Below are 26,755 nucleotides of genomic sequence, written 5' to 3'. Positions count from 1 at the left end.
TCACCTATGTGACTCGAGCGCGCGCGCGAGGGCGCAGGCCTGGTTATGATCGCCGCGGAAACCTCTTACGTGCCCCGTGGAAGTTTCTTTGATATGAAAGAAGGCGATACCCGCCAGAACCACGTGAAATCGTGGTGGCGAGGGGCAGTGAGGAGCGGCTTCGGTCGCAAGGAACAAGGCGGGGTGCAGGGAAGGTGGGGTGTTGGAGTAAGATGCCTGGGGATGGGCAAAGTGTGTCAGTGTGCACATGTGAAGTCCTTTTCTTGGGTTTGCCGACGTAATGTACGTCGTTATGGGTAGTCTCGGTGAGCATCGCTGCTCTAGAATCAGCGTCACTGGTGGGTGGACAAGGCTTATCTAAAGCAATTTCTGGCTGGCGATATGTAAGAAAAGTGCTTTTTTATAAGAGTTTTTTCCCTAAAGTTGATAGTCCGTATTTCTCTGGCGGTTCCAAGGGCGTTTTCCTTCAGCCTTTGTCGAACGCCGGGCGAGACGACGTGAGCAGCATCCAGTAATCTGCTCAAGCTTCGAGAGGGATGAGCGCTCTGCGCATCCAGGATCTCAACCCGGGTTATCTGGCTTCACCTCGGCATTGCCGCTTTTTTGGCCGTGCGCTTTTTTCGCGTGCGGCGTCATTTTCAGATGTGGGGATGTTTCCTTGGCAGTAAGTAATCTCGATATGCATGCTTTGTTCGTGCTGGGCGATTTGCGCGCAAAGCTGGTTAAACAGTTTCAGTCACGTTTTGTTTACATTACCGAACAGAGCGCCGAAGGCATTTACATTGCCGAGATCGACACCGAGACAGCGCTCGTGGTGGACGATAAACCGGGGCTCAAACTTAAGGTCGGCGATCATTTCAGCGCGTCGGTGTTGCCCAGCCGCGAAGGCGGCAAACTGGAAATCAAGTTCCGCGACATCAAACTGACAGTCTATGGCCTGGGCGATTACGCCTTCGTGACCACGGCCGACGGCCAAGCCATCCTGTTCAAGGAAGGGCACAACGTGGTGACGGTATTCGCCGCCCACCAGCAGCTGCAGGAAGGCCTGACCAAGACCCTCAAGGCCGTGACCGGCAAGGCCGCCAAGTGGCGCAAGGGCGAACTGGTGACGTTCAAGGCCAGTGAATAGTGGTCCTGCCCCGTGCCGATTTCCACCAACAGCACCAGGCCCGTGCGCAAGCCGAGGCCCAGCGTCTGTTTGAGCAAAAGGCGGTCCTGCAGGGTGCCTGGCTGAACTGGGTGGCCTCGCAAATCTACGCGTTGCAACCTGCGGCGTACGCCAGCATGGTCAGGAGAGAGCTGGCCTGTCTGCAGCAATCCTGTGAAAAGTGATCCTCGTCCCTCGAAAGCAGGAACCTCTACTACAGTCAGTTGACTGAGTATTCAGAGGCTTTGCGGTCTTCTGCCAGGCCATCCTGCTATTGCTGTGAACAGCACGAGGTGCACAAGCATGAAAGGCATTCGCCGGTTGCTGGCCGCTGTCGTGGCCACGTTCGGATTGTTGGCGTCACCCGCTGCGGTGCTGGCTGCCAGCGCGCCGATCCACTTCGCCGACCTCAATTGGGAAAGCGGCAGCCTGATCACCGATGTCCTGCGGATCATCGTCGAAAAAGGGTATGGGCTGCCGACCGACACCTTGCCAGGCACTACCATCACCCTGGAAACCGCACTGGCCAACAATGACATCCAGGTCATTGGCGAGGAGTGGGCGGGGCGCAGCCCGGTCTGGGTCAAGGCAGAGGCGGAAGGCAAGGTCGTGAGCCTGGGCGATACGGTCAAGGGCGCCACGGAAGGCTGGTGGGTGCCTGAGTACGTGGTCAAGGGCGACCCGGCCAAGGGCATCAAGGCGCTGGCGCCGGACTTGCGCAGTGTCACCGACCTTCCCAGGTACAAAGACGTGTTCAAGGACCCTGAAGCGCCGAACAAGGGGCGCTTCCTCAACAGCCCTATCGGTTGGACCTCGGAAGTGGTCAACAAGCAGAAGCTCAAGGCCTATGGGCTCGATGACAGCTATGTGAATTTTCGCAGCGGTTCGGGAGCGGCGCTGGATGCGGAGATCAGCTCGTCGATTCGCCGGGGTAAACCGGTGTTGTTCTATTACTGGTCGCCCACGCCGCTGCTCGGTCGCTTCAAGCTGATCCAGCTGGAGGAGCCGCCCTTCGATGCGCAGGCCTGGAAAACCCTGACCGACGCCGACAACCCCAACCCGCAACCGACCCGATCGCTGCCCTCGAAGCTGTCTATCGGCGTGTCCACGCCGTTCCAGAAGCAGTACCCGCAGATTGCCGCGTTCTTTGCCAAGGTCGATTTTCCCATCGACCCGTTGAACAGGGCGCTGGCCGAGATGAGTGAAAAGCACACGCCACCGCGTCAGGCCGCCGAAGCGTTCATGAAGGCGCATCCGCAGGTCTGGAAGGCCTGGTTGCCCAAGGATATCGCGGACAAGGTGTCAGCCGCCTTGTAGGAGGCGGCCGCAAACGCGTTGGTCGGGTCGTTGGCATGAGCGCGTGCACGGCGAAAAAAGCCGACTAGGATGAGTCTGTTCAAATCCCTTTCAAGGATTTCAGACCATGACCTTCGTGTTGGCTCAATGGCTGGCGACGGTAATTGCGGCAATCGCCCTGGCACACGTGTATTGGGCGTTGGGTGGTAAATGGGCCGTCGTGGCGGTGGTGCCGCAGGTGCCGGTGGAGGGCGAAGCGCGATTGCAGCCGGCCTTCAAGCCCCGTGGCTGGATGACGATGCTGGTGGCGGCGGCGTTGCTGACCATTGCCCTGTTGGTGTGCTTGCGGGTTGGCTGGTGGCTGCCGCAGGTGGATCATCGCGGGTTGCAGTGGGTGATCAGCGCCATTGCGCTATTGCTGTTCGCCCGGGCGATTGGTGATTCGGAGCTGGTGGGGTTTTTCAAGGAAGTGAAGGGGTCGCGGTTTGCCCGGCTGGACACCTGGGTCTACTCGCCGTTGTGTGTGGTGCTGGGGGCTGGGTTGTTGGCGGTGGCCTGGGTCTAAGATGAAAAATCGCAGCCGACGGAGTACATATCCATTCCTGCGGTAACGGCCACCTATGGTTTCGCCCTTACGGCGAGTCCCTTTTTCAAACGCCAAAAAGGAACCAAAAGGCTTTGCCCCACCACTCGGTGCCTCGCTAGGGCTCGGCATGCCCTCTCTCCGGCATTGCTCCGTGGGTCGCCGCGATGGGCCATCCATGGCCCAGCGCGGCTAAACCGGCATCCTTGCCGGTTTACCCACTACGCAGAACCTCCACTCGGCCTCTCGAGGGGGCAAGAAAATCAAAAGCCAGATCAAGATCAAACGCAAAAGCGAGGCGGCCTGACAGCCGACCTGATCGGGACCTGTACGCGTTCTCCTTGTAGGAGCCAGCGGTGCGGCGATCCGACTTGCCGGCGAAGAACGATAACCCGGTACAACAGACACACCGCAGCGCCTGGTTCGCCGGCAAGTCGGATCGCCGCACCGCTGGCTCCTATAGGGGATTGGGGTATTTGCAAAAGTCAGGTCGGCTTTAAGGCCGCCTCGCTTTGGTTTTTGATCTGGGCGCCCCGTTAACCACGATGGCCGAACGCAGGCATTGCGCAGTGGGGAAACCGGCAGGACGCCGGTTTAGCCGCGCTGGGCCATGGATGGCCCATCGCGGCGACCCACGGAGCAGGACCGGAGCGAGGGTATGCCGAGCATTAGCGAGGCACCGAACGTCAGGGGCAAGAGCCCTTGGTTACTTGGGGCTTTTCCAAGTGACTCGCCGTAAGGGCGAAACCATAAGTGGCCGTTACCGCAGGAATGGAATGTACTCCATCAACGCAGACTGCGATCTTTCAATCACCCCCCACTCTCCGTACGCCGACTAGAAACCTCCGCCGGCACATCATCCCCCGCCATGCGCTTGCGAAACAATGCCGCCCGGGCCAGCAACAACGTGGTCACCGGCACAGTGATCGCCAGCAGTATCGGTATCAGCCACGCATGCAAAACCGGCCCGGACTTGAGCGCCGAAAAGAAGATGATCGAGGCCAGGGCCACGCACCATGCTCCCAGGGTCGAGGCCAGGGCCGGTGGGTGCATGCGCTGGAAGTAATCCTTCATCCGCAACAGGCCAGTGGCGCCAATGAGGGCAAACAGGCTGCCGAGCACCAGCAGGATGGCCACGGGTATTTCCACCCACAAGGATAATGGCGCACTCATTCGATCACCTCGCCGCGCAGGAGGAATTTCGCCAGGGCGAACGAACCGACGAAGCCAAACAGCGCGATCAGCAACGCCGCCTCGAAGTAAGTGTCACTGGCATAGCGAATGCCCAGCGTCAGCATCATCAGCATCGCCACGATGTACAGGTAATCCAGGGCCAGGACCCGGTCCTGGGCCGATGGGCCCTTGAACAGGCGGATCAGGGTCAGGATCATCGCCACGCAAAACAGGAACAGGCTTAGCAGGATGGCGTTGGACAACAAGCTGCTCATTCGAAAATCTCCATCAGCGGGCGCTCGTAGGTCGCCTTGAAGTGCTGGATGAACAGCACTTCGTCATCCAGGTCGAAGACATGCAGCAGCAGAATGCTGCGATCCAGCGCCAGTTCCGACCAGACGGTGCCGGGGACCACCGTGCAGATCATCGACAGCGCGGCCAGGCCATTGGCGTCGCGCAGGTCCAGCGGCACCTTGACGAACCCTGAGCGTGGCGGCCGGCGGCGAGCATTGAGCACACCAAAGGCGACCGCCAGGTTGGACGCCAGCACATCGCGACCGACCAGCAGGAACAGACGCAGCATCACCCCGGGCCGCCGAATGCGAATCGGCAGCGGGCGCAGCTTGCGCATCATTAAAGGCGCGCAAAACCCCAGCAGGGCGCCCAGCAACAGGTTGCCGGGGCTGAGCGACAGGTTCAGCAGCAACCACAACAGGCACAGGGCCAGCGACAGCCATGGCGCAGGTAGCAGGCGCTTCATGGTTGCACCTCCAGCAGCGCTGCACTGGCCTGCGGGCCTGGCACTACGCGGGTGCCGAGCACGGCCATCACATACTGCTGCGGGTTGTTCAAGGCGTTGGCGGCCGCTTGGGTGTAGCGCAGCAGCGGTTCGGCCTTGAGCGTGAGCAGGATGCACAAGCCCAACAGCGCAAAAATCGGTACGCATTCCAGGCGCCGCAGCGCAGGCGAGGGGCGTTCTGCCGGTGTCCAGAAACGCTGGACGCCGACACGGGCAAAGGCGATCAACGACGCCATCCCCGAGAGGATCAGCAGCGTCAGCAAGCCCCACGCGGCATTCGATACCGGTGCGTCGCCGGCGTTGCCCAGACCCATCGGGTTGAGCAGGGCGCTGAGCAGGCTGAGCTTGCCGATGAACCCGGAAAGCGGTGGCATGCCGATGATCAGCAGGGCGCAGGCGATGAAGCTCAAGCCGAGGAACGCCATGGTCCAGGGAATCACTTGGCCGACCACGGCTTTCTGGTCGTCGTCGAGGTTGATGCCCTTGACCGGATACAACGATTCCAGCGGCCGAGGCAGCATCTCGTTTTCATCCTCCAGGGGCATTTCGTTGGCCGAGCGCGAGCGTTCGATCAACTCCGCCAGCAGGAACAGCGCGCTCAGCGCCAGGGTCGAGCTGACCACATAGAACAGTGCCGCAGCGATCAGGTTGGGCTGGCCGAAGCCGATCGCCGCCAGCAGGATCCCCGCCGACACCAGGATGCTCAGGCTGGCCATGCGCTCCAAGCGTTGGGCCGCGAGGATCGCCACTGCCGCGCAAACGATGGTGGCCATACCGCCGTAGATCAGCCAGTCGCCACCGAAGTACGCCGAGGCGCCGGCCTGACCGGAAAACAGCAGGGTCCACAGGCGCAGCAAGGTGTAGATGCCGACCTTGGTCATGATCGCAAACATCGCCGCCACCGGCGCGCTGGCCGAGGAGTACGCCGGCACCAGCCAGAAATTCAGCGGCCACATCCCGGCCTTGGCCAGGAACGCCACCGCCAGGATGCCCGCGCCTGCATGCAACAGGCCGCGATCGGCTTCGGGCACCAGCGGGATCTTCAGCGCCAGGTCGGCCATGTTCAGGGTGCCGGTGACGCCGTAGATCAGCGCCGCGCCAATCAGGAACAGGGTCGAGGCCAGCAGGTTGATCGAGATGTAATGCAGCCCCGACGACACCCGCGCCCGGCCCGACCCGTGCAGCATCAAGCCATAGGACGCGGCCAGCAGCACTTCGAAAAACACGAACAGGTTGAACAGGTCCGCCGTCAGGAAGGCGCCATACAGGCCCATCAGCTGGATCTGGAACAGCGCGTGGAAGCTCGAACCGGCGCTGTCCCAGCGCGCCATGGCGAACAGCAGCGCACAGACGCCGATAATGCCGGTCAGCACCAGCATCAGCGCCGACAGGCGATCGACCACCAGCACCAGGCCGAACGGCACCTGCCAGTTGCCCGGCAGATACACGCCAATGGAACCGGCGATGCCGGTGGTTTGCGTCCATTGCAACAGCAGCACTGAAATACCCAGCCCCAGCAGGCTGGAGAACAGGTTGATCTTGGCTTTGAGCGGGCGGTGCTTCTCGCCGAGCATCAGCATGATCGCGGCGGTCAGCAGCGGCAGCAGGATGGGGGCGGCGATCAGGTGCGACATCGGATTCATTCTTTAGGCTCCCGGCCATCCACATGGTCGGTGCCGGTCAGGCCGCGCGAAGCCAGCAAGACCACCAGGAACAGTGCGGTCATGGCGAAGCTGATGACGATGGCGGTGAGTACCAGTGCTTGCGGCAGCGGGTCGGTGTAGTGCAGCAGATCCTGGGGCACGCCGTCCTTGATGATCGGTTCCTTGCCGATGAACAGGCTGCCCATGCTGAAGATGAACAGGTTGACACCGTACGACAGCAGGCACAGGCCCATGACCACCTGGAACGTCCGCGGACGCAGGATCAGCCAGACGCCGGACGCGGCCAGGACGCCGATGGCGATGGCGATGACTTCTTCCATCAGACAGCCTCCTTGATGACGACAAGTTTGGGCTGGGCCGCGGTCTTGTGACCCCGCACCGATTGGTGGGCGAGGGCGGTCAGGATCAACAGCGTCGAACCGACCACCACGGCGTACACGCCGACATCAAAGAACAGCGCACTGGCCAGGTGAATGTCGCCCAGCAGCGGCAGGTCGAAATGCCAGGTATGGGTGGTCAGGAACGGATAGCCGACGACCATCGCGCCCAGGCCGGTGACGGTGGCGAACAGCAGGCCGACGCCCATCCAGCGCAGCGGCCGCAGGCTCATTTGCGCTTCGACCCACTGGGTGCCGGCGACCATGTACTGCAGGATGAACGCCACCGACATCACCAGGCCCGCGACAAAGCCGCCGCCCGGCTGGTTGTGCCCGCGCATGAACAGGTAGAACGAGACCACCAGCGCAATTGGCAGCAGCAGGCGCACCAGCACCGCCGGGACCATCATGAAGCCGAGCGCGGTGTCGCTGGCGTGACGCGGGTTGACCAGGTCGGTGACCACGTCCGGCGCGAGCAGGCGCTGCTGGGCCGGCAACTGCAGGCTTTCCTTCGGCGGACGGAAGCGTCGCAGCAGGGCGAACACGGTAAGCGCCACGGCCGCCAGCACGGTGATTTCGCCGAGGGTGTCGAAGCCGCGGAAGTCCACGAGCATCACGTTGACCACGTTGCTGCCGCCGCCTTCGGGCAGGGCGCGGCTGAGGTAGAACGAAGAAATGTCGTTCGGCGTCTGGCGGGTCAGCATCGCGTAGGCCAGCAACGCCATGCCACCGCCGACTACCGCCGACAGCAGCAAGTCGCGGATGCGGCGGATGCGCGCCCTGCGCAGGCTGCTCGGCAGCGGCGAAACCTCTTCGATTCGCCGTGGCAGCCAGCGCAGGCCCAGCAGGATCAACACCGTGGTCACCACTTCGACCACCAGTTGCGTCAACGCCAGGTCCGGGGCCGAGAACCAGACGAAGGTCACGCAGGTCATCAGGCCGCAGACGCTGACCATGGTCAGGGCGGCCAGACGATGGTACTTGGCCTGGTATGCGGCGCCGAGGGCGCAGGCAATCGCCAGCAGCCAGAGGATGACGAACACGATCGAGCCCGGGATTTTCGGTCGGTCGCCCCAGTGCAGGCTGCTGTGCAACATCGGGATCAACCCGGCCAGGACCGCGGCGAGCACCATCAGGAACAATTGCATCTGCAGGCGCCGGGTATTGATCAGCGGTTCCAGGCGTCGGGCCAGGCGCATCATCAGCACCAGGCTGCGTTCGAACAGGCGCTTGCCATTGAAGCGGCCAATCAGCGGCGGGTAATGGAAGCGACCGAGCTTGAGCTGCTTGCGCAATAGCAGGTACAGCGCGATGCCGCCGGACATGGCGATCAGGCTCATGATCATCGGCGCGTTCAAGCCGTGCCAGATCGCCAGGCTGTACTCGGGCAAGGTGCCGCCCACGACCGGTTGCGCGGCAGCGGCGAGCAACGGGCCGACCACTTGCGCCGGGAAGATCCCCACCACCAGGCAGGTGAACACCAGCAGCTCGACCGGCGCGCGCATCCAGCGCGGCGGCTCGTGCGGGGTGTGGGGCAGGTCGGTAGCGGTCGGGCCGAAGAACACGTCAACGGTGAAACGCAGGGAATAGGCGACGCTGAAGGTCCCGGCGATGGTCGCGACGATCGGCAGGGTGGCTTCGATCCAGGCCGTGGCGTTGATGAACACGGTCTCGGCGAAGAACATCTCCTTGGACAGGAAGCCGTTGAGCAGCGGCACGCCGGCCATGGAGGCGCTGGCGACCATGGCCAGGGTCGCGGTGAACGGAATCAGCTTGAACAGGCCGTTGAGCCGGCGGATGTCGCGGGTGCCGCTTTCGTGGTCAATGATGCCGGCCGCCATGAACAGCGAGGCCTTGAACGTGGCGTGGTTGAGGATGTGGAACACCGCGGCTACGGCGGCCAGCGGGCTGTTCAGGCCCAGCAGCAGGGTGATCAGGCCCAGGTGGCTGATGGTCGAGTACGCCAGCAGGCCCTTGAGGTCGTTCTGGAACATCGCGCAATACGCGCCGAGCAGCAGGGTGGCGGCGCCGGCACCACTGACGATGTAGAACCATTCTTCACTGCCCGAGAGCGATGGCCACAGGCGAGCCAGCAGGAACACCCCGGCCTTGACCATCGTTGCCGAGTGCAGATAGGCCGAAACCGGTGTCGGCGCGGCCATGGCGTGGGGCAGCCAGAAGTGGAAGGGGAATTGCGCGCTTTTGCTTAGCGCGCCGATCAGGATCAGGGGCAGCAGGATAGGGTAGAGGGCATGAGCACGAATCAGCTCGCCGGCGGCCAGGACCTTGTCCAGGTCATAGCTGCCGACCACATGGCCAAGCAGCATGACCCCCGCCAACAGGCACAAGCCGCCCGCACCGGTGACCATCAGCGCCATATAAGCACCGCGTCGCGCGTCGGCGCGGTGGTGCCAATAGCCGATCAACAGGAACGAGAAGAGGCTGGTCAGCTCCCAGAAAAACACGATCTGGATGAGGTTGCCGGAGATCACCAGCCCGAGCATGGCACCCATGAACGCCAGGAAAAACGCGAAGAAACGCGGTACCGGATCGTCCGGCGACATGTAGTAGCGGGCGTACAGCGACACCAGCGTGCCGATGCCCAGCACCAGCATCGAGAACAGCCAGGCGAAACCGTCCATGCGCAGGACAAGGTTCAGGCCAAGGCTGGGCAGCCAAAGGAATTCTTCGCGGATCACGCCGCCATGGGCGATTTGCGGGTACAGCAGGGCGACCTGGACGGTGCCGATCAAAGCGACCAGGCCAGCCAATAACGATTCGGTATTACGCGCGTTGTGAGGCAGCACCGCTGCCAGACAGCTGCCTATGAAAGGCAGAAGCAGTAGAACTATCAGGGACATAGGCTTCTAATCTGCGGAAGTTTGTAAAGCATCATACGTGCCAGCTCCCGGATCGCCAAACGCCAAGCTGTCGCAGAATCCTACAAGGTAGACGGAAAAGTCTTGCTTCACATTGTTTCGAAGGCCTGCGTTCAGCAGGTCCGGCCTCTTCGCGAGCAGGCTCGCTCCCACAGGAGAATGCATTTCAACTGTGGGAGCGAGCCTGCTCGCGAAAGCTATCTTCCAGACGTTGCAGATTCTGCGGTTAACCCTGGGTTTCCCGCTCCAACGCTTCCTCAGCCACAGCGGCCTTACCCTTGGTTTTCAACTCACTGACAATCACCGCCGCCACGATCAACCCCGCCCCCAGCAACGCAATCGCCGGCAGCCGTTCCCCGGCGATCCGCCCGACAATCCCGGCCCACACCGGCTCACCGGCATAGATCAAGGTCGCGCGGGTCGGCGAAACACTCTTCTGCGCCCAGTTCATCGCCACCTGGATCGCCGCACTCGCCGCGCCCAGCCCAAGGGCACTGCACAACAGCAACCAGGAGAAATCAGGAATGTGTTCCTGGGTCGGCACCACCATCAGGAACGACAGCAGCGACGTGACCGCCAATTGCACCACGGTCACCCGTTTCACATCGACCTGGCCGGCAAAGTTGCTGATCAGGATGATCTCCGCCGCAATGGCAATGGCGCTGATCAAGGTAGCGATTTCACCGGGGCTGAAGTTCAATGCCGCACCGGAAGGGCCCGACAGCAGCATCAACCCGGTAAATGCCAGCATGATGCCAATACTTGGCATCAGCCCCGGACGACGCCCCAGTACCAGCCATTGCAGCAACGGCACGAAGGGCACGTACAGCGCGGTAATGAACGCCGACTGGCTGCTGGGAATGCTTTGCAGCCCGACCGTCTGCAGGCCGTAGCCGAGCATGATCGCCACGCCGATGAAGGCGCCGGCCTTCAATTCAAACAAGGTCAGGTCCCGCAGGCTGCGCCAGGAGAACAGCGCGACGATGATCGCGGCGGCGGCAAAGCGCAGGCCGACGAAAAACATCGGGCCACTGACGGTCATCGCATGCTGGACCAGCAGAAAGGTCCCGCCCCAGACCATGGTGATCAACACCAGCACGCACTCGGCCTTGCTGAGTCGCAGGAAACGGGAGGGAGCCTGGGAGGAGTTCACCGACGTCATGATCTTGCACACTGTTTGAGGGGGACGCACAATGCGCCCGAAGTTGGGCAGTATACTGCGCAACACCATCAAGTGAGCAATATAGTGCACAAAGATTCCTCGCCCCGGGCTTCGGTCCTGCAACACGTCAGCCAGAACATTCGGCGGTTGCGCCATGCCGCCGATATGAGCCAGACCGCGTTGGCGGAAAAATCCGGTGTCAGTCGCCGGATGCTGGTGGCGATCGAGGCCGGCGAAAAGAACGTTAGCCTGACCACCCTCGACCGTGTGGCCGAAGCGCTGGACGTGGCGTTCAGCGACCTGATCCAGGCCCCCGATGTGCGCGACCATAGCCGCATCAACGAACTCGCCTGGGCCGGAACGATCCCCGGTAGCAAGGCGGTGCTGCTGGCCAAGGCCAATGCCACCCGTGAAGTCGAACTCTGGGAATGGCGCCTGGAGCCGGGCGAGCATTATCCGTCGGAGCCTGACGCCGAAGGCTGGAGCGAACAGTTCTACGTGTTCGAAGGCTGCCTGACGGTGATGGTCGGCGAGGTGCCGCACAAGATCGCCGCCGGCGAGTTCTTCATGTTCGCCAGCAACCAGCCGCATTCCTATCGCAACGAGGGAGAAGTCGCGGTGCGCTTTGTGCGCAATGTGGTGATCTGAACTGTTGGCCGGTCAACACTGGATAAACATTTTGCTGTTCTGAAGCTAAAAGCTTTTCTCTAATAATTCGTTAAGATTTTGATAAATAACGAATTTAAATTCAGGCACGACTCCTGCAATAGCTCTGGTGCATTCACCCAGAACCCGGAGTCGGCCCATGACAGCCTCAGCCCAATCCCCCCGCTCGGCCAGTGTGAGCCCTGCCCATGTGATCCGCTCGGATGCGGAAGCGATTGCCATCGCCCACAAGCTCGCGGCGCGATTCGCCGTCGAAGCCAGCGTGCGCGATCGCGAACGACGTCTGCCGGTTGCCGAGCTCGACGAGTTCTCCGCTAGCGGCCTCTGGGGCATCACCGTGCCAAAAGCCTACGGTGGCGCCGGAGTGTCTTATGTGACCGTCGCCGAAGTGATCAAGATCATTTCCGCCGCTGATTCTTCCCTGGGCCAGATCCCGCAAAACCACCTTGGCGTGCTCGACATCCTGGTGCAAACCGCCAGCGAAGAGCAGAAGCAGTACTACTTCGGCAAAGTGCTGCAGGGTTACCGCTTCGGCAACGCCTTCTCGGAATCGAAAAGCAAACACGCCGGGGCTTTTGAAACCCGTATTCACTTCAACGACGACACCGCGCAAATCGACGGCGAGAAGTTCTACTGCACCGGCGCGCTGTTTGCGCACATCGTGCCGGCGGTGGCGGTCAACGAACAGAACCAGGCGTTCATCGCCTTCATCGAGCGTGACAATCCCGGTTTGACGGTGATCGACAGTTGGGACGGATTCGGCCAGCGCACCACCGCCAGCGGTGGCGTGACCCTGAACGCGGTGCAGGTCCCGCTCAGCGCGGTGATCCCGGCCCACAAAGCCTTCGATGAGCCAACCGCCGACGGCCCGATCTCACAAATCATCCAGGCCGCCGTGGACACCGGTATCGCCGTGGGTGCCCTGGAAGAAACCAAGCGCTACGCCCGTGAAGCGCGGCCATGGATCGACAGCGGCCAGGACCACGGCTGGCAGGACCCGTTCAGCATTGCCGCCATCGGCGATCTCGAATGGCGTGTGCGGGGTAGCGAAGCGATCCTGAAAAAGGCCGGCCAGGCCATTGACGCCGCGCTGCTCGACGCCAATGAAGACACGGTGGCGCACGCCTCGGTGGTGGTCGCCCAGGCCAAGGTGCTGTCCGCCGAAATCGCCTTGCTCACCAGCAGCAAGCTCTTCGAACTGGCCGGTACCCGCTCGGTGCTCGGCAAATACAACCTCGACCGTCACTGGCGCAACGCCCGCACCCATACGCTGCACGACCCGGCGCGCTGGAAATTCCACTTGATCGGCAACTACCTGCTCAACGGCGTAAAGCCTGCGCGCCACGCCTGGAACTGAGGAGTCCACCATGAACGCCTTGACCCAACCGATTGCCGCCGGGCAACCCCTGGCCAACAGCCGGCATGACCTGCACAACGCGCGTAGCCTGCTCGATGCGACCTTGCGTTTCGTCCGCCAGCACAACCAGGCAACTGATGAGCCTCTGGTGATCAGCCGCCTTGGCGATGTGCACATCCGCATCGAAGTGGCCGCTGCGCTGCTGGAACGCGCTGAAGAATTTCTCGCCAGTGGCACTGACGACATCGAAGTCAGCATCGCCGAAGCCGAATCCCGTCTGGCCAGTGCCGAGGCATTGAGCACAGCCAGCAACGCCGAATTCGAACTCACGGGGCAGCGCACCGCGTTGCCGGGCTCGCTGCACGATCCGCTGCGCGGCAAGCTCCACCTCATCGGCAACTTTCGCCTCAACGGCATTCACCCGCCCAGCTTGCACACATCAACCAAGGGAGCCGTTTGATGGCCCGTGAAATCCGTCTCAATGCTTTCGACATGAACTGCGTCGGCCATCAGTCGCCAGGGTTGTGGGCGCATCCGCGGGATCGTTCCTGGCAGTACAAGGACCTGGAATACTGGACAGATCTGGCGAAAATCCTCGAGCGCGGCAAGTTCGACGGCCTGTTCATCGCCGATGTGCTTGGCATCTACGACGTCTATAACGGTAACGGCGATGCGGCAATCCGCCAGGCGGCCCAGGTGCCGGTCAACGACCCGCTGCAACTGATCCCGCCGATGGCGCTGGTGACCGAACACCTGGGCTTTGGCCTGACCGCGTCGCTGTCGTTCGAGCATCCGTACCCGTTTGCCCGACGCCTGTCGACCCTCGATCACCTGACCAAGGGCCGCGCTGGCTGGAACATCGTGACCTCGTACCTGGAGAGCGGGGCGAAGAACCTCGGGCAGAAAACCCAGACCGAACACGACGCCCGCTACGACTTCGCCGAAGAGTACCTGCAGGTTTGCTACAAGCTCTGGGAGGGCAGTTGGGAAGAGGGCGCGATCCTGCGCGATCGCGAGCGGCGGATCTTCAGCGACCCGAGCAAAATCCACGAGATCCAACATGTCGGCAAACACTTCCAGGTGCCGGGGATTCACCTCTGCGAGCCCTCGCCGCAACGCACTCCGGTGTTGTATCAGGCGGGGGCGTCAAGTCGCGGCAAGCAGTTCGCCGCCGAGCATGCCGAGTGTGTGTTCGTCGCCGCACCGTCGAAAGTGCTGCTGAAGAAAACCGTGGCCGACATCCGCAAGCGTGCAGCGCAGGCGGGGCGTGATCCGTCGAAGATCCTGATTTTCAACCTGCAGACGGTGATCCTCGGCGAGACCGACGCCAAGGCCAAGGCCAAGTTCGAGGAATACAAGAGCTGGGTCAGTTATGAGGGCGCGATGGCGTTGATTTCCGGCTGGACGGGCATCGATTTCAGTCAGTTCAACCCGGATGAACCGCTCAAGCATGTGCACACCAATGCCATTCAATCGGCGGTGGAGGCGTTCTCCACGGCCAATCCGAACAAGGTCTGGACCCCCAATGAACTGGCCGACTGGGTGGGCATCGGTGGCTTTGGCCCGTTGTTTGTCGGGAGCCCGGAAACCGTTGCCGATCTGCTGCAGGAATGGGTCGAGGAGACGGATGTGGATGGCTTCAACCTGGCGTATGCGCTGACCCACGAAACGTTCATCAATGCCGTGGAGTTGCTGGTGCCGGAGTTGCAGAAACGCGGTGTGTACAAGACCGAATACGCGCCGGGGACATTGCGCGAGAAGTTGTTCGGTGAAGGACCGCGCTTGCCGCAGATTCATCCGGGCAGCGGGTACCGCGATCTGGCGGGGTTGCGGCAGCAGGAGAGAAAGGTGGTGTCTGCCTGAGTAGATGATCGTTCCCACGCTCTGCGTGGGAATGCATCCCGGGACGCTCCGCGTCCCTGCATCAGGAGCGGACGCAGAGCGTCCATGGCGGCGTTCCCACGCAGAGCGTGGGAACGATCATGGCATCTTCGCGAGCAGGCTCGCTCCCACATTACCCATGAACAGGAGGTCAACCCATGAGCGTGCACGAACTCAAGCGTCCGCCGATTGCGGATACCAGGGAATGGCAGGTCAGCGCACCCAAGGCGCTGGAGCAATTGCGCCATTGGGCGCAAATCAGTCCTTTGCAGCCAGCGCTGCGGCACAAGCGTCACGGGCAATGGTTTGCCTGGCGCTGGATCGATGTCTTGCGCGATGTCGAGCGCCTGGCCGATGGCTTGCGCCAGCAAGGATTCGATGAGGATTCGCGGCTGGCCGTCAGCGGCGCCTTCGAGCCGAACCTGTTGCTGCTGGCCCTGGCGGCTCAGCACATCGGCGGCGAGGTGCTGGCCATCGCCGACAACCTCGACGCTCCCGCCTTGCACAACGTCCTGTGGCGCAGCAGCCCTGGCCACGCCTTTGTGCAGGGACGGCAGGCGCGGCAACTCTGGCTCAACCAGGGCCAGTCGTTGCTCGACTTCGCCGAGCTGCTGGGCCCGACAGAGCATCCGCAACGGCTTCGCCTCGGTGTGAACGCAGAACAGTTATGGAGCGAAGAGGGCACCGAATGGCAGGACGGCCTGGCGGTATTGTTCAAACAATGGCTCGGTGTCGGGCAAACCCTGGCTTTCCCGGAAAGCCCTGGCAGCGCCAGTCGTGATCGCCGTGAAGTGGCGCCTTCGGGCTTGCTGCTCTCCGCCGGGCGCCTGCAACTGCTTGCCATGGAAATCGAAAGCCGCCTCGCGTCACCGGGCACCTGGCGCCGCCGCCTGTGCGACTGGGCCATTGCCCAGCCGCAAAAGCCCCTGCAACGCCTGATCAAGACCCGCGTCCGCCGCCTGCTGGGCTTTCACAACCTGCACTTCATCTGGCAAGCCACGCGCACCGCGCAAGCGCAATCCACGCCTGCCTGGCTCGCCGAATTCAAACGGAACATCGCATGATCTCGACCGATTCCATCCTGCAAGTCAGCGGTATTTCCCTGTCCTTCAAAGGCGTCAAGGCGATCAACGACCTGTCGTTCGATGTGCGCCGTGGCGAGATCTGCGCGTTGATCGGCCCCAACGGGGCGGGCAAGAGTTCGTTGCTCAATGTGCTCAACGGCGTGTACCGCTTCGATGCCGGTTCGATCGTGTTCGAGCAGCAGTCTTTCAAGCGCATCGATCCTTTGAGCGCTGCGCGCCGGGGCATAGGCCGAACGTTCCAGAACAACGCGCTGTTCAAGAAAATGAGCGTGATCGACAACCTCCTGACCGGCCTGTCGCGACACCTGCGCAGCAGCTTCATCGAGCAGGCATTGGGTTTGCCGCGAGCCCGGCTTGAAGCCGAACAGTTTCGCCAGCAGGCCCAAGGCATCCTCGAATTCCTCGAACTGCAAGCCCAACGCGATGTGCCGGTGGGCAATCTCGCCTATGGCCTGCAAAAGCGCGTCGAGCTGGGCCGCGCCCTGATCGCCGGTCCGAGCCTATTGCTGCTCGACGAGCCGATGGCCGGGATGAACGCCGAGGAAAAACAGGATATGGCCCGTTTCATCGCCTACATCAACCGTGACCTTGGCGCCACGGTGGTGTTGATCGAACACGACATGAGCGTGGTGATGGGCCTGTCCGACCATGTGGTGGTACTCGACTACGGGCGCAAGGTTGGCGATGGCACGCCAGCCCAGGTGCAGGCCAACCCTGAGGTGATCGCGGCGTATCTGGGAGTGATGCACTGATGACGTTCTTCGTTGAAACCCTGCTCGGCGGCTTGCTCGCTGGAACCCTGTATTCGCTGGTCGCCATCGGCTTCGTGCTGATCTACAAGGCCAGCGGTGTGTTCAATTTCGCCCAGGGCGCGATGCTGTTGTTCGCCGCGCTGACCTTCGTCAGCCTGCACGATCAGGGTGTGCCGTTTGCCCTGGCGCTGCTGTTGACAGTGCTGGTGATGATCGTTGGCGCGCTGTTCATCGAGCGGCTGGTGCTGCGACCCTTGGTCAATCGCTCACAGATCACCCTGTTCATGGCCACGCTCGGCCTGTCCTTCATCATCGAAGGCCTGGCGCAAGGCTTGATGGGCTCGCAGGTCCGGGCGCTGGACCTGGGCATCGACGACGTGCCGCTGTTCATTGGCGCGATGATGTTCAGCCAGTTCGACCTGATCGCCGCCGCTGCGGCCATCGTGCTGGTGACGGTGCTGGCACTGCTGTTCAACAAGACCCGCATCGGCATCTCGTTGCGGGCGGTGGCAGATGACACCACCGCCGCGCTGTCCATCGGCATCAACCTCAACCGCATCTGGCAGATCGTCTGGGCCGTGGCCGGGGTGGTCGGACTCGTGGCCGGGTTGCTCTGGGGGGCGCGACAAGGGGTGCAGTTTTCCCTGTCGCTGGTGGTGCTCAAGGCGTTGCCGGTGTTGATCATCGGTGGTTTCACCTCGATTGGCGGGGCGATTGTCGGCGGGCTGATCGTCGGTGCGGCGGAGAACCTCGCCGAGGTCTACATCGGCCCGCTGATCGGTGGCGGCATCACGCCGTGGTTTGCTTATGTCCTGGCCCTGGCCTTCCTCTACATCCGTCCCGCCGGCCTGTTCGGCGAGCGCGCCATCGAGCGAGTCTGAACCCATGTCGATTTCCCTTACCCGTGAAACCGCACCGGCGGTGTTGGTCCGGCGCCGCGTGCCGTTCGGTCTGGTCGGCTTGTTGCTGATTGCGGTTGTCGTCGTTCCACTGACCGGCAACGACTATTGGTTGAACGCCATTCTGATTCCGTTCCTGGTGCTGTCCCTGGCAGGACTTGGCCTGAACCTGCTGACCGGCTACACCGGGCAAACCTCGGTGGGTGCGGCCGGGTTCATGGCGGTCGGGGCGTTTGCCACGTACGGTTTTCTGTTGCGTTTGCCTGAGCTGGGGCTGCCAGTGGCGTTGCTGGGTGGCGGTTTGATCAGTGCGGTGGTGGGCTTTTTCTTCGGGCTGCCGAGTTCGCGGATCAAGGGCTTTTACCTGATGGTCACCACCCTGGCGGCGCAGTTTTTCCTGGAGTGGCTGTTCGTCAAATTCCCCTGGTTCTACAACTACGGCTCGTCCGGCACAATTACCGCACCGAAACTGGCGCTGTTTGGCCATGACCTGAACACGCCGCTGGGCCGCTATTGGCTGACCCTGACCACTGTGCTGCTGCTGACCTGGGTCGCGGTGAACCTGGTGAAAAGCCAGATCGGCCGCAACTGGATGGCGATCCGCGACATGGACACCGCCGCTGCCGTCATCGGTATTCCCGTGGCGCGCTACAAGCTCCTGGCATTTGCCGTCAGCTCGTTCTACCTGGGCATCGCCGGCGCCTTGTGGGCCTTTGCCTACCTGGGCACCGCCAGTGCCAGCAGTTTCGATATCAATCGATCATTCCAGATCCTGTTCATCATCATTATCGGTGGCATGGGCAGCATCGCCGGCAACTTCGTCGGCGCGGCATTCATCAGCCTGTTGCCAATCCTGCTCAGCCACGTCGGGCAAGCCTTGCTCGGTGGCGCGGTGGATGCCGGGCAGCTGCAAAATCTGCAAAAAATCATCTTCGGCGTGCTGATCATCCTGTTCCTGATCAAGGAACCGGAAGGCTTGATCCGCCTGCTGGGCAATCTTCGTGACCGGCTGGGCCACTGGCCGCTGCGCTTCTGAATCCTTCCCACTACTAGAGAGACAACATGCGTGCATCCTTGAAACGCTCCCTGCTCGGCGCCGCTTTGGCGCTGGCGGTTTTCGGCAGTGCAGTACCGATGGCCCAGGCCTCGGCGGACCAGCAGTTCTTTCCGTTGGCCACTTACCGGGTCGGCGCCTACGCCTCCAGCGGCGTACAGGTGTGGGCCGGGATGATCGATTACCTCAACTACATCAACGAGGTCGAAGGCGGGATCAATGGGGTGAAACTGGTTTGGCAGGAATGCGAAACCGAATGGACGGCGGAGAAGGGCATCGAGTGTTACGAGCGCTTCAAGAATGGCCTGGATGGCGCGCCCGTAGCGGTCTATCAACCTAACGGCGCGCCGGCGGCCTATGCCCTGAGTGAACGGGCGGAAGTCGACAAGATTCCGCTGATCACCCTGGGTTATGGCCGCACCGAAGCCACCGACGGCACGGTGTTCCCGTACAACTTCCCGGTGATGCTGACCTTCTACAGCGAAGCCTCCAGCCTGATCAACTACATCGCCCAGCGAGAGGGTGGCTTCGACAAACTCAAGGGCAAGAAAATCGCCACGGTCTACCACGACTCCGCATACGGTCGCGAAACCCTGGGGCCGCTGAAGTTGTTGGCCGAGCGGTACGGCTTCGAGAACATCCAGATTCCGGTGGCCGATCCCGGCAATGAGCAATCGGCGCAATGGCGGCAGATCCGTCAGCTCAACCCGGACTGGGTGTTCCTGCGCACCTGGGGCGTGTCGACCCCGGTGGCGGTCAAGACCGCTGCGCGTTTCGGCTTCCCGGTGGACCACATCGTCGGCGACATCTGGGCCAGCTCCAGCGAAGACGTGCTGCCCGCTGGCGCTGCTGCCAAAGGCTACCTGGCGCTGACGCCGTACCCGGCCGGCACTGACTTCGAGATCCACAAGCGCCTCAAGCAATACATCCTCGACAAGGGCAAGAGCGACCTCAAGGACCTGAAGAATTTCGGTAGCGTCTACTACAACTCCGGGCTGGTGAATGCCGCCGTCGCCGTGGAAGCGATCCGCACCGCCCAAGGCAAATTCGGCAAGCGCCCGCTCAACGGTGAGGAAGGGCGTTGGGGCCTGGAGCATCTGAATATCGACGATGCGCGGCTCAAGGACATGGGTTACTTGGGCCTGATGCAAAACCTCAAGTTGTCTTGCAAGGATCACGAGGGCGGCGGTTCGGCGCGGGTGCAGCAGTGGGACGGCGCCAACTGGACGCTGATCAGCGACTGGATCGCCGCCGACCGCGCGTTGCTGCGGCCGTTGATCGACGAGAAATCCGCCGCGTTCGCCAAGGAAAAAGGCCTGACGCCACGCACCTGCACCGCAGAGGAATAATCATGAGCGAAGCCGCCAGCGACATTGCCGTCAACGATCTGTTGCGGGTCAATGACATCGAAGTGATCTACGACGGCGCGATCCTGGCTGTGGCCGGCGTCTCGCTGACGGTGCCCAAGGGCGGCATCGTCGCGTTGCTCGGCGCCAACGGCGCGGGTAAAAGCACCACGCTCAAGGCGATTTCCGGCCTGGTGCGGGCCGAGCGGGCCGAGGTCAGTCGTGGCAGCATCGAGTTCCTGGGGCGTGATACCGCAGGCGTCGATCCGAGCCTGCGGGTGCGCGAAGGGATGGTCCACGTACTGGAGGGCCGGCACGTCTTCGCGCAATTGACGGTGGAGGACAACTTGCGCAGTGGTGGATTTGTCCGCGGCTTGAGTCGCCAGGACATGGCCCGGGACCTGGAGCGCATCTACGCCTGGTTTCCGCGCCTGAAAACCAAGCGCAAGACCCAGGCCGGCCTCACGTCCGGTGGCGAACAGCAGATGGTCGCCATCGGCCGCGCATTGATGACACGTCCTACTTTGGTACTGCTCGACGAACCTTCCATGGGTTTGGCGCCTATCATCGTCCAGGAGATTTTCGAGATCGTCGCCCAGCTCAACCGCGAGGCACAGGTGAGCTTCCTGATTGCCGAGCAAAATATTAATGTGGCGCTCAAGTACGCTTCCACGGCCTATGTCCTCGACACCGGCCGGGTGGTGTTGTCCGGCAGCGCCAGCGAGCTGCTGGCCCGGGGCGATCTGCATGACTTCTATCTAGGTAAACACTGAGCAGTGAGAACGGCATGAGTGAAACCCAAAACGGACAGGCGAGCGACGTCATCCGTCACGCGGACATCCTGATTATCGGCGGCGGCCTCAGCGGCACGATGTTGGCGGCGCAACTGTTACGCCTGCCGGGCAAGCGCCAGGTGCTGGTGATCGAACCGCGCGCCGAGCTCGGGCGCGGCGAGGCCTACAGCGCCGTGGAGCTTGGGCATACGCTCAACGGCAACGCGGCGCGCATGAGTGTCGATCCGGACAACGCCGATGACCTGACCCAATGGTTGACCGACTACATTGCGGCCGGCGGCTGGCCGGAGTCGGATGAGCAGCATGTACCGGTCAGCGAGTTGTTCCCGCCACGGGGGATTTTTGGCCTGTACGTGCAGCAGCGCTTGGCCGAGGCTCAAGCGCTGGGTGCGTTGAACGGCTCGACGGTCGAGCATGTGCGCGCCGAGGTGGTGGATCTGCAAACCGATGCGCAGTCGGTGCGCTTGAGCTTGAGCGACGGCCAGCGACTGCAGGGTTCCTTTGCCGTGCTCGCGACGGGGATGTTCCCGGCCGCGCGCACGCCGCAGACCCAGTCCAGCGGCTTGAACGTGGCGGCGCTTGACCCGTGGGATGTTGCTGCGATGCGCCAGCTCGATCCGCATTCGACGGTGTTGATCATCGGCTCGGGGCTGACCATGGTCGATGCCGTGGTGTCGCTGGAACAGGCCGGGCATCGTGGGCCGATCAACGTGTTTTCCCGTCACGGCCTGTTGCCCCATGTGCGGCGCCAGCCACCGGCCTGGGTGGATTTCCTGGCCGAGGATCAGAGCATTCGCACGCCACGACAGCTGGTGCGTGAATTACGCCGGCATTGCCGCGATGCCATCGCACGGGGCATTGACTGGCAGGCACCGCTGGACACGGTGCGGGCGCACATCGGCCGTCTGTGGAGTCAGGCCACCGACCTGCAGCGTCGGCAATTCGTGCGCCATGTACGGCCGTGGTGGGAAAGCCATCATCACCGCTCGCCACCGTTGAGCGCCGAACTGGTGGAGCGCCTGCACAAGGAAGGGCGGTTGCAGATTCAGGCAGCCTCGTTCAAAGGGCTGGAGCCTTCTTCGGGCAATGAGGTGAGTATTCGAATTCGCCGCCGAGGTGAAACGCAAACCGTTGTCGTCAGTGGCGCGGCATTGATCAACTCCAGCGGCATCGAATATGACTGGCGACGGGTGGCGCGACCATTGCCCCGGCAATTGCTGGCGCGCGGGCTGATTCGCCCAGGACACCTGGCGCTGGGCATTGCGGCCGAGGTCGACGGTGCGGTACTGGATGCCGATGGTCAGGCTGCGAGCCGCCTGTTTGCCATGGGCCCACCGTTGCGCGGGATGTGGTGGGAAAGCACTGCGGTCACAGATGTCGCAAGCCAGGCCAAGGCACTGGCCGCGCGATTGGCAACACCATAAACCCTGTAGGAGCTGTGTAGATGCAACAAACCCCGCATTGGCGGGGTTTGTTGTTTCAGGCAGCCCAAGGCTGTTGATCAATAGCGCTGATACTTGGAGCCGAACTCAGGGCGGTTTTCTGCGACGTAGAGTTTGTCTTTCTGGTCAGCGCTGACGGTGTTCACGTTGAGTGTTGCCGGCTGGCTGACTTTCGCCGCTGCAACCAGCGGGGTAGTGGCGTGGGGGGCGGCAATGGCGCTAGTGGCGCCAAGCACCGAAAGGGCGAAGCCGAGACCGATGAGGCTTTTCATGATGTTGCTCCAGAGCGTGGGGAGAAGATGTGGCTACTGTAGTGCTGGAGCGTCGCGATGAAAAAACACCCTTGCGCATAGTCGTTATCGAGGGTGTTGATCTATTCAGGCCTGTGCATCGAGCATTTCCACCGGGTAGGAGAACACGTATCCCTCGCTGCGCACGGTCTTGATGTAGGTCGATTCCCGTGAGTCGTCCTTGAGTCGTTGGCGCAGGCGGCTGACCAGCAAATCAATCGAACGGTCGAACAGATCGGCGTCGCGGCCTTGGGTCAGGTTGAGCAATTGGTCGCGACTCAGAACCCGTTGCGGGTGATCGAGGAACACCCGCAGCAGGCGGTATTCGGCGCCACTGAGGGCCACCAGGGTGCCGTCTTCGTCGAGCAAATGACGGGCGGTGGTGTCCAGGCGCCAGCGGCCAAAACCGAGCATCCGACCGCTTTCGCTGATCAGCAGATTGGGTGGCAGCATGCGGGTACGGCGCAATACGGCGTTGATCCGCGCCAGCAGTTCGCGGGCGGAGAAGGGTTTGGTCAGGTAGTCGTCAGCGCCCATTTCCAGGCCGAGGATACGGTCGGTTTCATCGTTGCGAGCGGTGAGCATCAGGATCGGCGTGGCTTTGTGCTTACCCGCGCGAAGTTCGCGGCACAGCACCAGGCCGTCGTCGCCGGGCAACATGATGTCGAGCACGATCAGGTCGACCTGGTTGGCTTCGAGGAAGCTGCGCATGTGCCGGCCATCGGGGACCACGGTGGTGCGCAGGCCGTTTTTCTTCAAGTAGTTGCCGACCAGTTCGCGGATTTCGCGATCGTCGTCGACGATCAGGATGTGGTTGACGTGGTCCATCGGTCGATCCTCTTTTTTTGCAACGATACATTTTGTAGGCGTTGGGTTGCCAGCGAAGGCGGCCTCATAGCTCTCGGATGTACCCGATCTACTGATCTACTGATTTACTGTAGGAGCCAGGCTTGCCGGCGAAGGCGCCCTTACAGTCAACCAATTCTCTTTCAGGTGTACATATCCATTCCAGCGGTAACGGCCACCTATGGTTTCGCTCTTACAGCGAGTCACTTTGAAGAGCGGAACGCCGCCCGGCGCAAAGTAACCAAACGCTCTTGCCCCTGGCGTTCGGTGCCTCGCTAATGCTCGGCATGCCCTCGCTCCGGTCCTGCTCCGTGGGCCCGCCGCGATCGACCATCCATGGTCGTGCGCGGCTAACCCGGCATCCATGCCGGGTTGCCCACTACGCAGAACCTCCACTCGGCCTCTCGATGGGGCAAGAAAATCAAAAGCCAAAGCAGAGCAAAAGCAAAGCGAGGCGGCCTGACAGCCGACCTGATTGCAGGACTGTCTGCAATCCCATTGTGGGAGCGGGCTTGCTCGCGAAGGACGTCCAGACAACGCAATCATCCAGACAGGGCGCGTTATCGTTGACGTTCTTCGCGAGCAAGCCCGCTCCCACAGGAGATTGGGGGTATCTGCAAAAGTCAGGTCGGCTATCAGGCCGCCTCGCTTTGGCTTTGGATCTGGGTGCCCCGTTAACCACGATGGCCGAACGCAGGCATTGCGCAGTGGGTAAACCGGCAGGACGCCGGTTTAGCCGCGCTGGGCCATGGATGGCCCATCGCGGCGACCCACGGAGCAATGCCGGAGAGAGGGCATGCCGAGCCTAGGCGAGGCACCGAGTGGTGGGGCAAAGCCTTTTGGTTCCTTTTTGCTGGGCCGGCACTCCGGCGTTTGAAAAAGGGACTCGCCGTAAGGGCGAAACCATAAGCCGCCGTTACCGCAGCAATGGATATGTACTCAGACAACAATCTCCCACAAGCTTCGACGAGGCATAGATCAACGTTGGTAGAGGCGCCGCGAGTGCGATCCGATTCACCTCTCCTAGAAAGCAGCAAGCCGAAGCATTGGCTTCGGCTCGCACTTAACAATTTACATTAACTTGCTTACGCAACCACTCGATAACACGGCACATAAGCCGCACCACCCGGCAGCTTCATCCGGTGCTGGGCGACGAAGGCCTTGAGCAGTTGATCCAGCGGCTGCATGACGGCCGCATCGCCACGGATCTGGTATGGCCCGTGTTTTTCGATCAGGCGGATGCCCTTGTCCTTGACGTTGCCGGCGACGATGCCGGAGAACGCACGGCGCAGGTTGGCGGCCAGTTCGTGGGGTGGCAGGTCACGGCTGAGCTTGAGGTTGGCCATGTTTTCGTGAGTCGGGTCGAACGGGCGCTGGAAGCCTTCGTCGATCTTCAGCAGCCAGTTGAAATGGAACGCGTCATTGCGTTCGCGACGGAACTGCTTCACCGCCTTGAGGCCCTGGGTCATCTGTCGGGCGACTTCTGCCGGGTCGTCGATGATGATCTCGTAGTGCTTCTTGGCATCTGCGCCCAGGGTGGCGCCGACGAACGCGTCAAGCTGTTCCAGGTAGGGCGCCGCATGTTTCGGGCCCGTGAGGACGACCGGGAAGGGCAGGCCTGCGTTGTCCGGGTGCATCAAAATGCCCAGCAGGTACAGGAACTCTTCGGCGGTACCGGCGCCGCCCGGGAAGATGATGATGCCGTGGCCGACGCGGACGAAGGCTTCCAGGCGCTTCTCGATGTCTGGCAGGATCACCAGTTCGTTGACGATCGGGTTCGGCGCTTCGGCGGCGATGATTCCCGGCTCGGTCAAGCCCAGGTAGCGCCCGCCGTGGATGCGTTGCTTGGCATGGGCGATGGTGGCGCCTTTCATCGGGCCTTTCATCACGCCGGGGCCGCAACCGGTGCACACGTCGAGGCTGCGCAGGCCCAGTTCGTGGCCGACTTTCTTGGTGTATTTGTATTCTTCGGTATTGATCGAGTGACCGCCCCAGCAGACCACGATCTTGGGCTCGACGCCGGGGCGCAGCGTGCGGGCGTTGCGCAGCAAATGGAAGACATAGTCGCTGATACCCTGGGAGGTACTCAGGTCGATGCGTTGGCTGTCGAGTTCGTTTTCGGTGTAGACGATGTCGCGCAGGGCGCTGAACAGCATTTCACGGGTGCTGGCAATCATTTCGCCGTCGACGAAGGCGTCGGCCGGGGCGTTCAGCAGTTCCAGGCGTACGCCACGGTCTTGCTGGTGGATGCGGATTTCGAAGTCCTTGTAGGCTTCGAGGATGGTCTTGGCGTTATCGACGTGGGCGCCGGTGTTGAGGATGGCCAGGGCGCACTGGCGGAAGATGTCGTAGGTGCTGCCGGATCCAGCTTCGCTCAGTTGCTGGACTTCCCGTTGGGAGAGTGTTTCCAGGCTGCCTTTCGGGCTGACCGAAGCATTGATTACTTGTCGTTGGGTCATTCAATGATCCTTAAAACGATGTCATTCACGCGCAAACAACGAATGGCATCCGAATAGAGAGTATCCATGAAAGAAGATGGCACGAACTGCGCGGTCTCGCCATGTCCTCCTTTTGATGATGTATAGATGAAAAGGAGCCCCAGCATAGCTAAATCCGTCGCAGAGGCGATAATGGCCCGCGGTCTTTTTGCCCTGCGACCCTTTTTTTGCCATTGAAGCCAAGGAATCCCGACGTCATGTTCGAAATCCAGCCGATGAACGCCGACGACTATCGGCAACGGACGCGGCGCAGCACGCTGATGATCGCGCTGATCTTTCTCGCGCTGGCGATGGCCCTGTCCACCGCGGCGGTGACGTTGTTCGGCGAGCCGGGAGGGGACAATCTACGCTTCAATATCGGCGGAGTGTTTGCCGCGGTATTGGTCATGGCCGCGTTGATGCGCAAGCTGTTCTGGCACCAGCAATGGATGGCGCCGGCGGTCTACAGCTGGCAACTCAAGCGCAGCCTGATGAGCATCACCAACGTTATGCACCACCTCAAGGCGGCCGTGGAAGCGGGGGATCCGGACGCCATGAAGCTGTTGCGCTTCTATCACCTGGGATTGAGCCAGATGCACCAACTGGACGGTAACTCCAGCGATGATGCGCAACTACACCGGGAAATGGAGCAACATCAGGCGCGGATGCAAGCGCTGGGCATCGATATCCGGCAGACGCGCCTGGACCCGGCCTGGCTTGACGCGCTAAAGCGTACACCGCGATAGGCCCATGGAGCAGCAAGGGCCTTTTCATTCGATTCAAGGA

The 26,755-nt window shown here is 61.9% G+C and carries 27 protein-coding genes; 16 read left to right on the top strand and 11 right to left on the bottom strand.

Annotated features, from left to right (window positions below):
* A complete protein-coding gene (locus HGP31_RS30580; protein WP_080725390.1) occupies positions 1-249 on the bottom strand; it encodes a hypothetical protein in 249 nt (82 codons plus the stop codon).
* Between the two features lie 409 nt (positions 250-658).
* Between HGP31_RS30580 and HGP31_RS18815 the strand changes: the two genes are divergently transcribed.
* From HGP31_RS18815 to HGP31_RS18800, 4 genes are all read left to right on the top strand, one after another.
* On the top strand, positions 659-1,129 hold the full coding sequence (locus HGP31_RS18815) for a hypothetical protein (protein WP_020796723.1): 471 nt from the start codon (positions 659-661) through the stop codon (positions 1,127-1,129).
* On the top strand, positions 1,129-1,332 hold the full coding sequence (locus tag HGP31_RS18810) for a hypothetical protein (protein WP_020796722.1): 204 nt from the start codon (positions 1,129-1,131) through the stop codon (positions 1,330-1,332). Before HGP31_RS18815 ends, HGP31_RS18810 begins: the two co-directional genes overlap by 1 nt.
* Before the next feature lie 118 nt (positions 1,333-1,450).
* Complete coding sequence (locus tag HGP31_RS18805) at positions 1,451-2,464, top strand: ABC transporter substrate-binding protein (RefSeq protein ID WP_020796721.1); 1,014 nt, start codon at positions 1,451-1,453, stop codon at positions 2,462-2,464.
* A gap of 106 nt (positions 2,465-2,570) precedes the next feature.
* A complete protein-coding gene (locus tag HGP31_RS18800; RefSeq protein ID WP_168758385.1) occupies positions 2,571-3,008 on the top strand; it encodes a DUF3995 domain-containing protein in 438 nt (145 codons plus the stop codon).
* Between the two features lie 828 nt (positions 3,009-3,836).
* Here the strand turns inward: HGP31_RS18800 and HGP31_RS18795 are convergent.
* From HGP31_RS18795 to HGP31_RS18765, 7 genes are all read right to left on the bottom strand, one after another.
* Positions 3,837-4,199 (bottom strand): Na+/H+ antiporter subunit G, encoded by a 363-nt coding sequence (locus HGP31_RS18795; protein WP_008063389.1) that lies wholly within the window; start codon positions 4,197-4,199, stop codon positions 3,837-3,839.
* The gene (locus HGP31_RS18790) at positions 4,196-4,474 is read right to left on the bottom strand and encodes a K+/H+ antiporter subunit F (protein ID WP_008063386.1); all 279 of its coding nucleotides are present in this window, start codon (positions 4,472-4,474) and stop codon (positions 4,196-4,198) included. Before HGP31_RS18790 ends, HGP31_RS18795 begins: the two co-directional genes overlap by 4 nt.
* Entirely contained in the window at positions 4,471-4,959 is a 489-nt protein-coding gene (locus HGP31_RS18785; RefSeq protein WP_168758384.1) for a Na+/H+ antiporter subunit E, read from the bottom strand. Before HGP31_RS18785 ends, HGP31_RS18790 begins: the two co-directional genes overlap by 4 nt.
* The gene (locus HGP31_RS18780; protein WP_020800952.1) at positions 4,956-6,641 is read right to left on the bottom strand and encodes a monovalent cation/H+ antiporter subunit D; all 1,686 of its coding nucleotides are present in this window, start codon (positions 6,639-6,641) and stop codon (positions 4,956-4,958) included. Before HGP31_RS18780 ends, HGP31_RS18785 begins: the two co-directional genes overlap by 4 nt.
* Complete coding sequence (locus HGP31_RS18775; protein ID WP_007986256.1) at positions 6,638-6,982, bottom strand: Na+/H+ antiporter subunit C; 345 nt, start codon at positions 6,980-6,982, stop codon at positions 6,638-6,640. Before HGP31_RS18775 ends, HGP31_RS18780 begins: the two co-directional genes overlap by 4 nt.
* Positions 6,982-9,900 carry a monovalent cation/H+ antiporter subunit A gene (locus tag HGP31_RS18770; protein ID WP_168758383.1) on the bottom strand — a complete coding sequence of 973 codons (2,919 nt, stop codon included), beginning with the start codon at positions 9,898-9,900 and terminating at the stop codon, positions 6,982-6,984. The genes HGP31_RS18775 and HGP31_RS18770 overlap by 1 nt, the downstream gene beginning before the upstream one ends.
* A 244-nt stretch (positions 9,901-10,144) precedes the next feature.
* On the bottom strand, positions 10,145-11,149 hold the full coding sequence (locus HGP31_RS18765) for a DMT family transporter (RefSeq protein ID WP_205896206.1): 1,005 nt from the start codon (positions 11,147-11,149) through the stop codon (positions 10,145-10,147).
* Between the two features lie 15 nt (positions 11,150-11,164).
* On the opposite strand from HGP31_RS18765, the gene HGP31_RS18760 reads away from it, so the two are divergent.
* The 11 genes from HGP31_RS18760 (at position 11,165) to HGP31_RS18710 (ending at position 22,338) form a co-directional block, all read left to right on the top strand.
* Positions 11,165-11,728 (top strand): helix-turn-helix domain-containing protein, encoded by a 564-nt coding sequence (locus tag HGP31_RS18760; RefSeq protein WP_020800954.1) that lies wholly within the window; start codon positions 11,165-11,167, stop codon positions 11,726-11,728.
* A gap of 157 nt (positions 11,729-11,885) precedes the next feature.
* Positions 11,886-13,103: an SfnB family sulfur acquisition oxidoreductase gene (locus HGP31_RS18755; protein WP_033043273.1), complete on the top strand. Its 1,218-nt coding sequence runs from the start codon at positions 11,886-11,888 to the stop codon at positions 13,101-13,103.
* 10 nt (positions 13,104-13,113) lie between these two features.
* Positions 13,114-13,563 carry an acyl-CoA dehydrogenase gene (locus HGP31_RS18750; RefSeq protein WP_033043274.1) on the top strand — a complete coding sequence of 150 codons (450 nt, stop codon included), beginning with the start codon at positions 13,114-13,116 and terminating at the stop codon, positions 13,561-13,563.
* Positions 13,563-14,966 carry an LLM class flavin-dependent oxidoreductase gene (locus HGP31_RS18745; RefSeq protein ID WP_168758381.1) on the top strand — a complete coding sequence of 468 codons (1,404 nt, stop codon included), beginning with the start codon at positions 13,563-13,565 and terminating at the stop codon, positions 14,964-14,966. The genes HGP31_RS18750 and HGP31_RS18745 overlap by 1 nt, the downstream gene beginning before the upstream one ends.
* Positions 14,967-15,142: 176 nt before the next feature.
* Positions 15,143-16,048, top strand: a complete 906-nt coding sequence (locus tag HGP31_RS18740; protein WP_083349325.1) for an acyl-CoA synthetase family protein — start codon at positions 15,143-15,145, stop codon at positions 16,046-16,048.
* A complete protein-coding gene (locus tag HGP31_RS18735; RefSeq protein WP_168758380.1) occupies positions 16,045-16,821 on the top strand; it encodes an ABC transporter ATP-binding protein in 777 nt (258 codons plus the stop codon). The genes HGP31_RS18740 and HGP31_RS18735 overlap by 4 nt, the downstream gene beginning before the upstream one ends.
* Positions 16,821-17,702 (top strand): branched-chain amino acid ABC transporter permease, encoded by an 882-nt coding sequence (locus tag HGP31_RS18730; protein WP_168758379.1) that lies wholly within the window; start codon positions 16,821-16,823, stop codon positions 17,700-17,702. Before HGP31_RS18735 ends, HGP31_RS18730 begins: the two co-directional genes overlap by 1 nt.
* 4 nt (positions 17,703-17,706) lie before the next feature.
* Positions 17,707-18,756 carry a branched-chain amino acid ABC transporter permease gene (locus tag HGP31_RS18725; RefSeq protein WP_168758378.1) on the top strand — a complete coding sequence of 350 codons (1,050 nt, stop codon included), beginning with the start codon at positions 17,707-17,709 and terminating at the stop codon, positions 18,754-18,756.
* 26 nt (positions 18,757-18,782) lie between these two features.
* Positions 18,783-20,123: an ABC transporter substrate-binding protein gene (locus tag HGP31_RS18720; protein WP_168758377.1), complete on the top strand. Its 1,341-nt coding sequence runs from the start codon at positions 18,783-18,785 to the stop codon at positions 20,121-20,123.
* Positions 20,124-20,125: 2 nt separating this feature from the next.
* Positions 20,126-20,893: an ABC transporter ATP-binding protein gene (locus tag HGP31_RS18715; RefSeq protein WP_020800964.1), complete on the top strand. Its 768-nt coding sequence runs from the start codon at positions 20,126-20,128 to the stop codon at positions 20,891-20,893.
* A 14-nt stretch (positions 20,894-20,907) separates the two neighbouring features.
* The gene (locus HGP31_RS18710) at positions 20,908-22,338 is read left to right on the top strand and encodes an FAD/NAD(P)-binding protein (protein WP_168758376.1); all 1,431 of its coding nucleotides are present in this window, start codon (positions 20,908-20,910) and stop codon (positions 22,336-22,338) included.
* A gap of 77 nt (positions 22,339-22,415) precedes the next feature.
* On the opposite strand, the gene HGP31_RS18705 is transcribed toward HGP31_RS18710, so the two are convergent.
* From HGP31_RS18705 to ppnN, 3 genes are all read right to left on the bottom strand, one after another.
* Entirely contained in the window at positions 22,416-22,628 is a 213-nt protein-coding gene (locus HGP31_RS18705; protein WP_020800966.1) for a hypothetical protein, read from the bottom strand.
* Between the two features lie 105 nt (positions 22,629-22,733).
* On the bottom strand, positions 22,734-23,474 hold the full coding sequence (locus HGP31_RS18700) for a response regulator (RefSeq protein WP_020800967.1): 741 nt from the start codon (positions 23,472-23,474) through the stop codon (positions 22,734-22,736).
* A 1,103-nt stretch (positions 23,475-24,577) separates the two neighbouring features.
* A complete protein-coding gene (gene ppnN, locus HGP31_RS18695) occupies positions 24,578-25,951 on the bottom strand; it encodes a nucleotide 5'-monophosphate nucleosidase PpnN (RefSeq protein WP_020801060.1) in 1,374 nt (457 codons plus the stop codon).
* Between the two features lie 236 nt (positions 25,952-26,187).
* Here ppnN and HGP31_RS18690 point away from each other — a divergent pair, with 236 nt between their 5' ends.
* Positions 26,188-26,715 (top strand): DUF3087 domain-containing protein, encoded by a 528-nt coding sequence (locus HGP31_RS18690; RefSeq protein WP_020801062.1) that lies wholly within the window; start codon positions 26,188-26,190, stop codon positions 26,713-26,715.
* Positions 26,716-26,755: the final 40 nt, after the last annotated feature.

The sequence above is a fragment of the Pseudomonas umsongensis genome (assembly GCF_012647205.1).
In the GTDB taxonomy this organism is placed as follows: Bacteria; Pseudomonadota; Gammaproteobacteria; order Pseudomonadales; family Pseudomonadaceae; genus Aquipseudomonas; species Aquipseudomonas umsongensis.
This window is presented reverse-complemented; position numbering and strand designations above follow the sequence as displayed.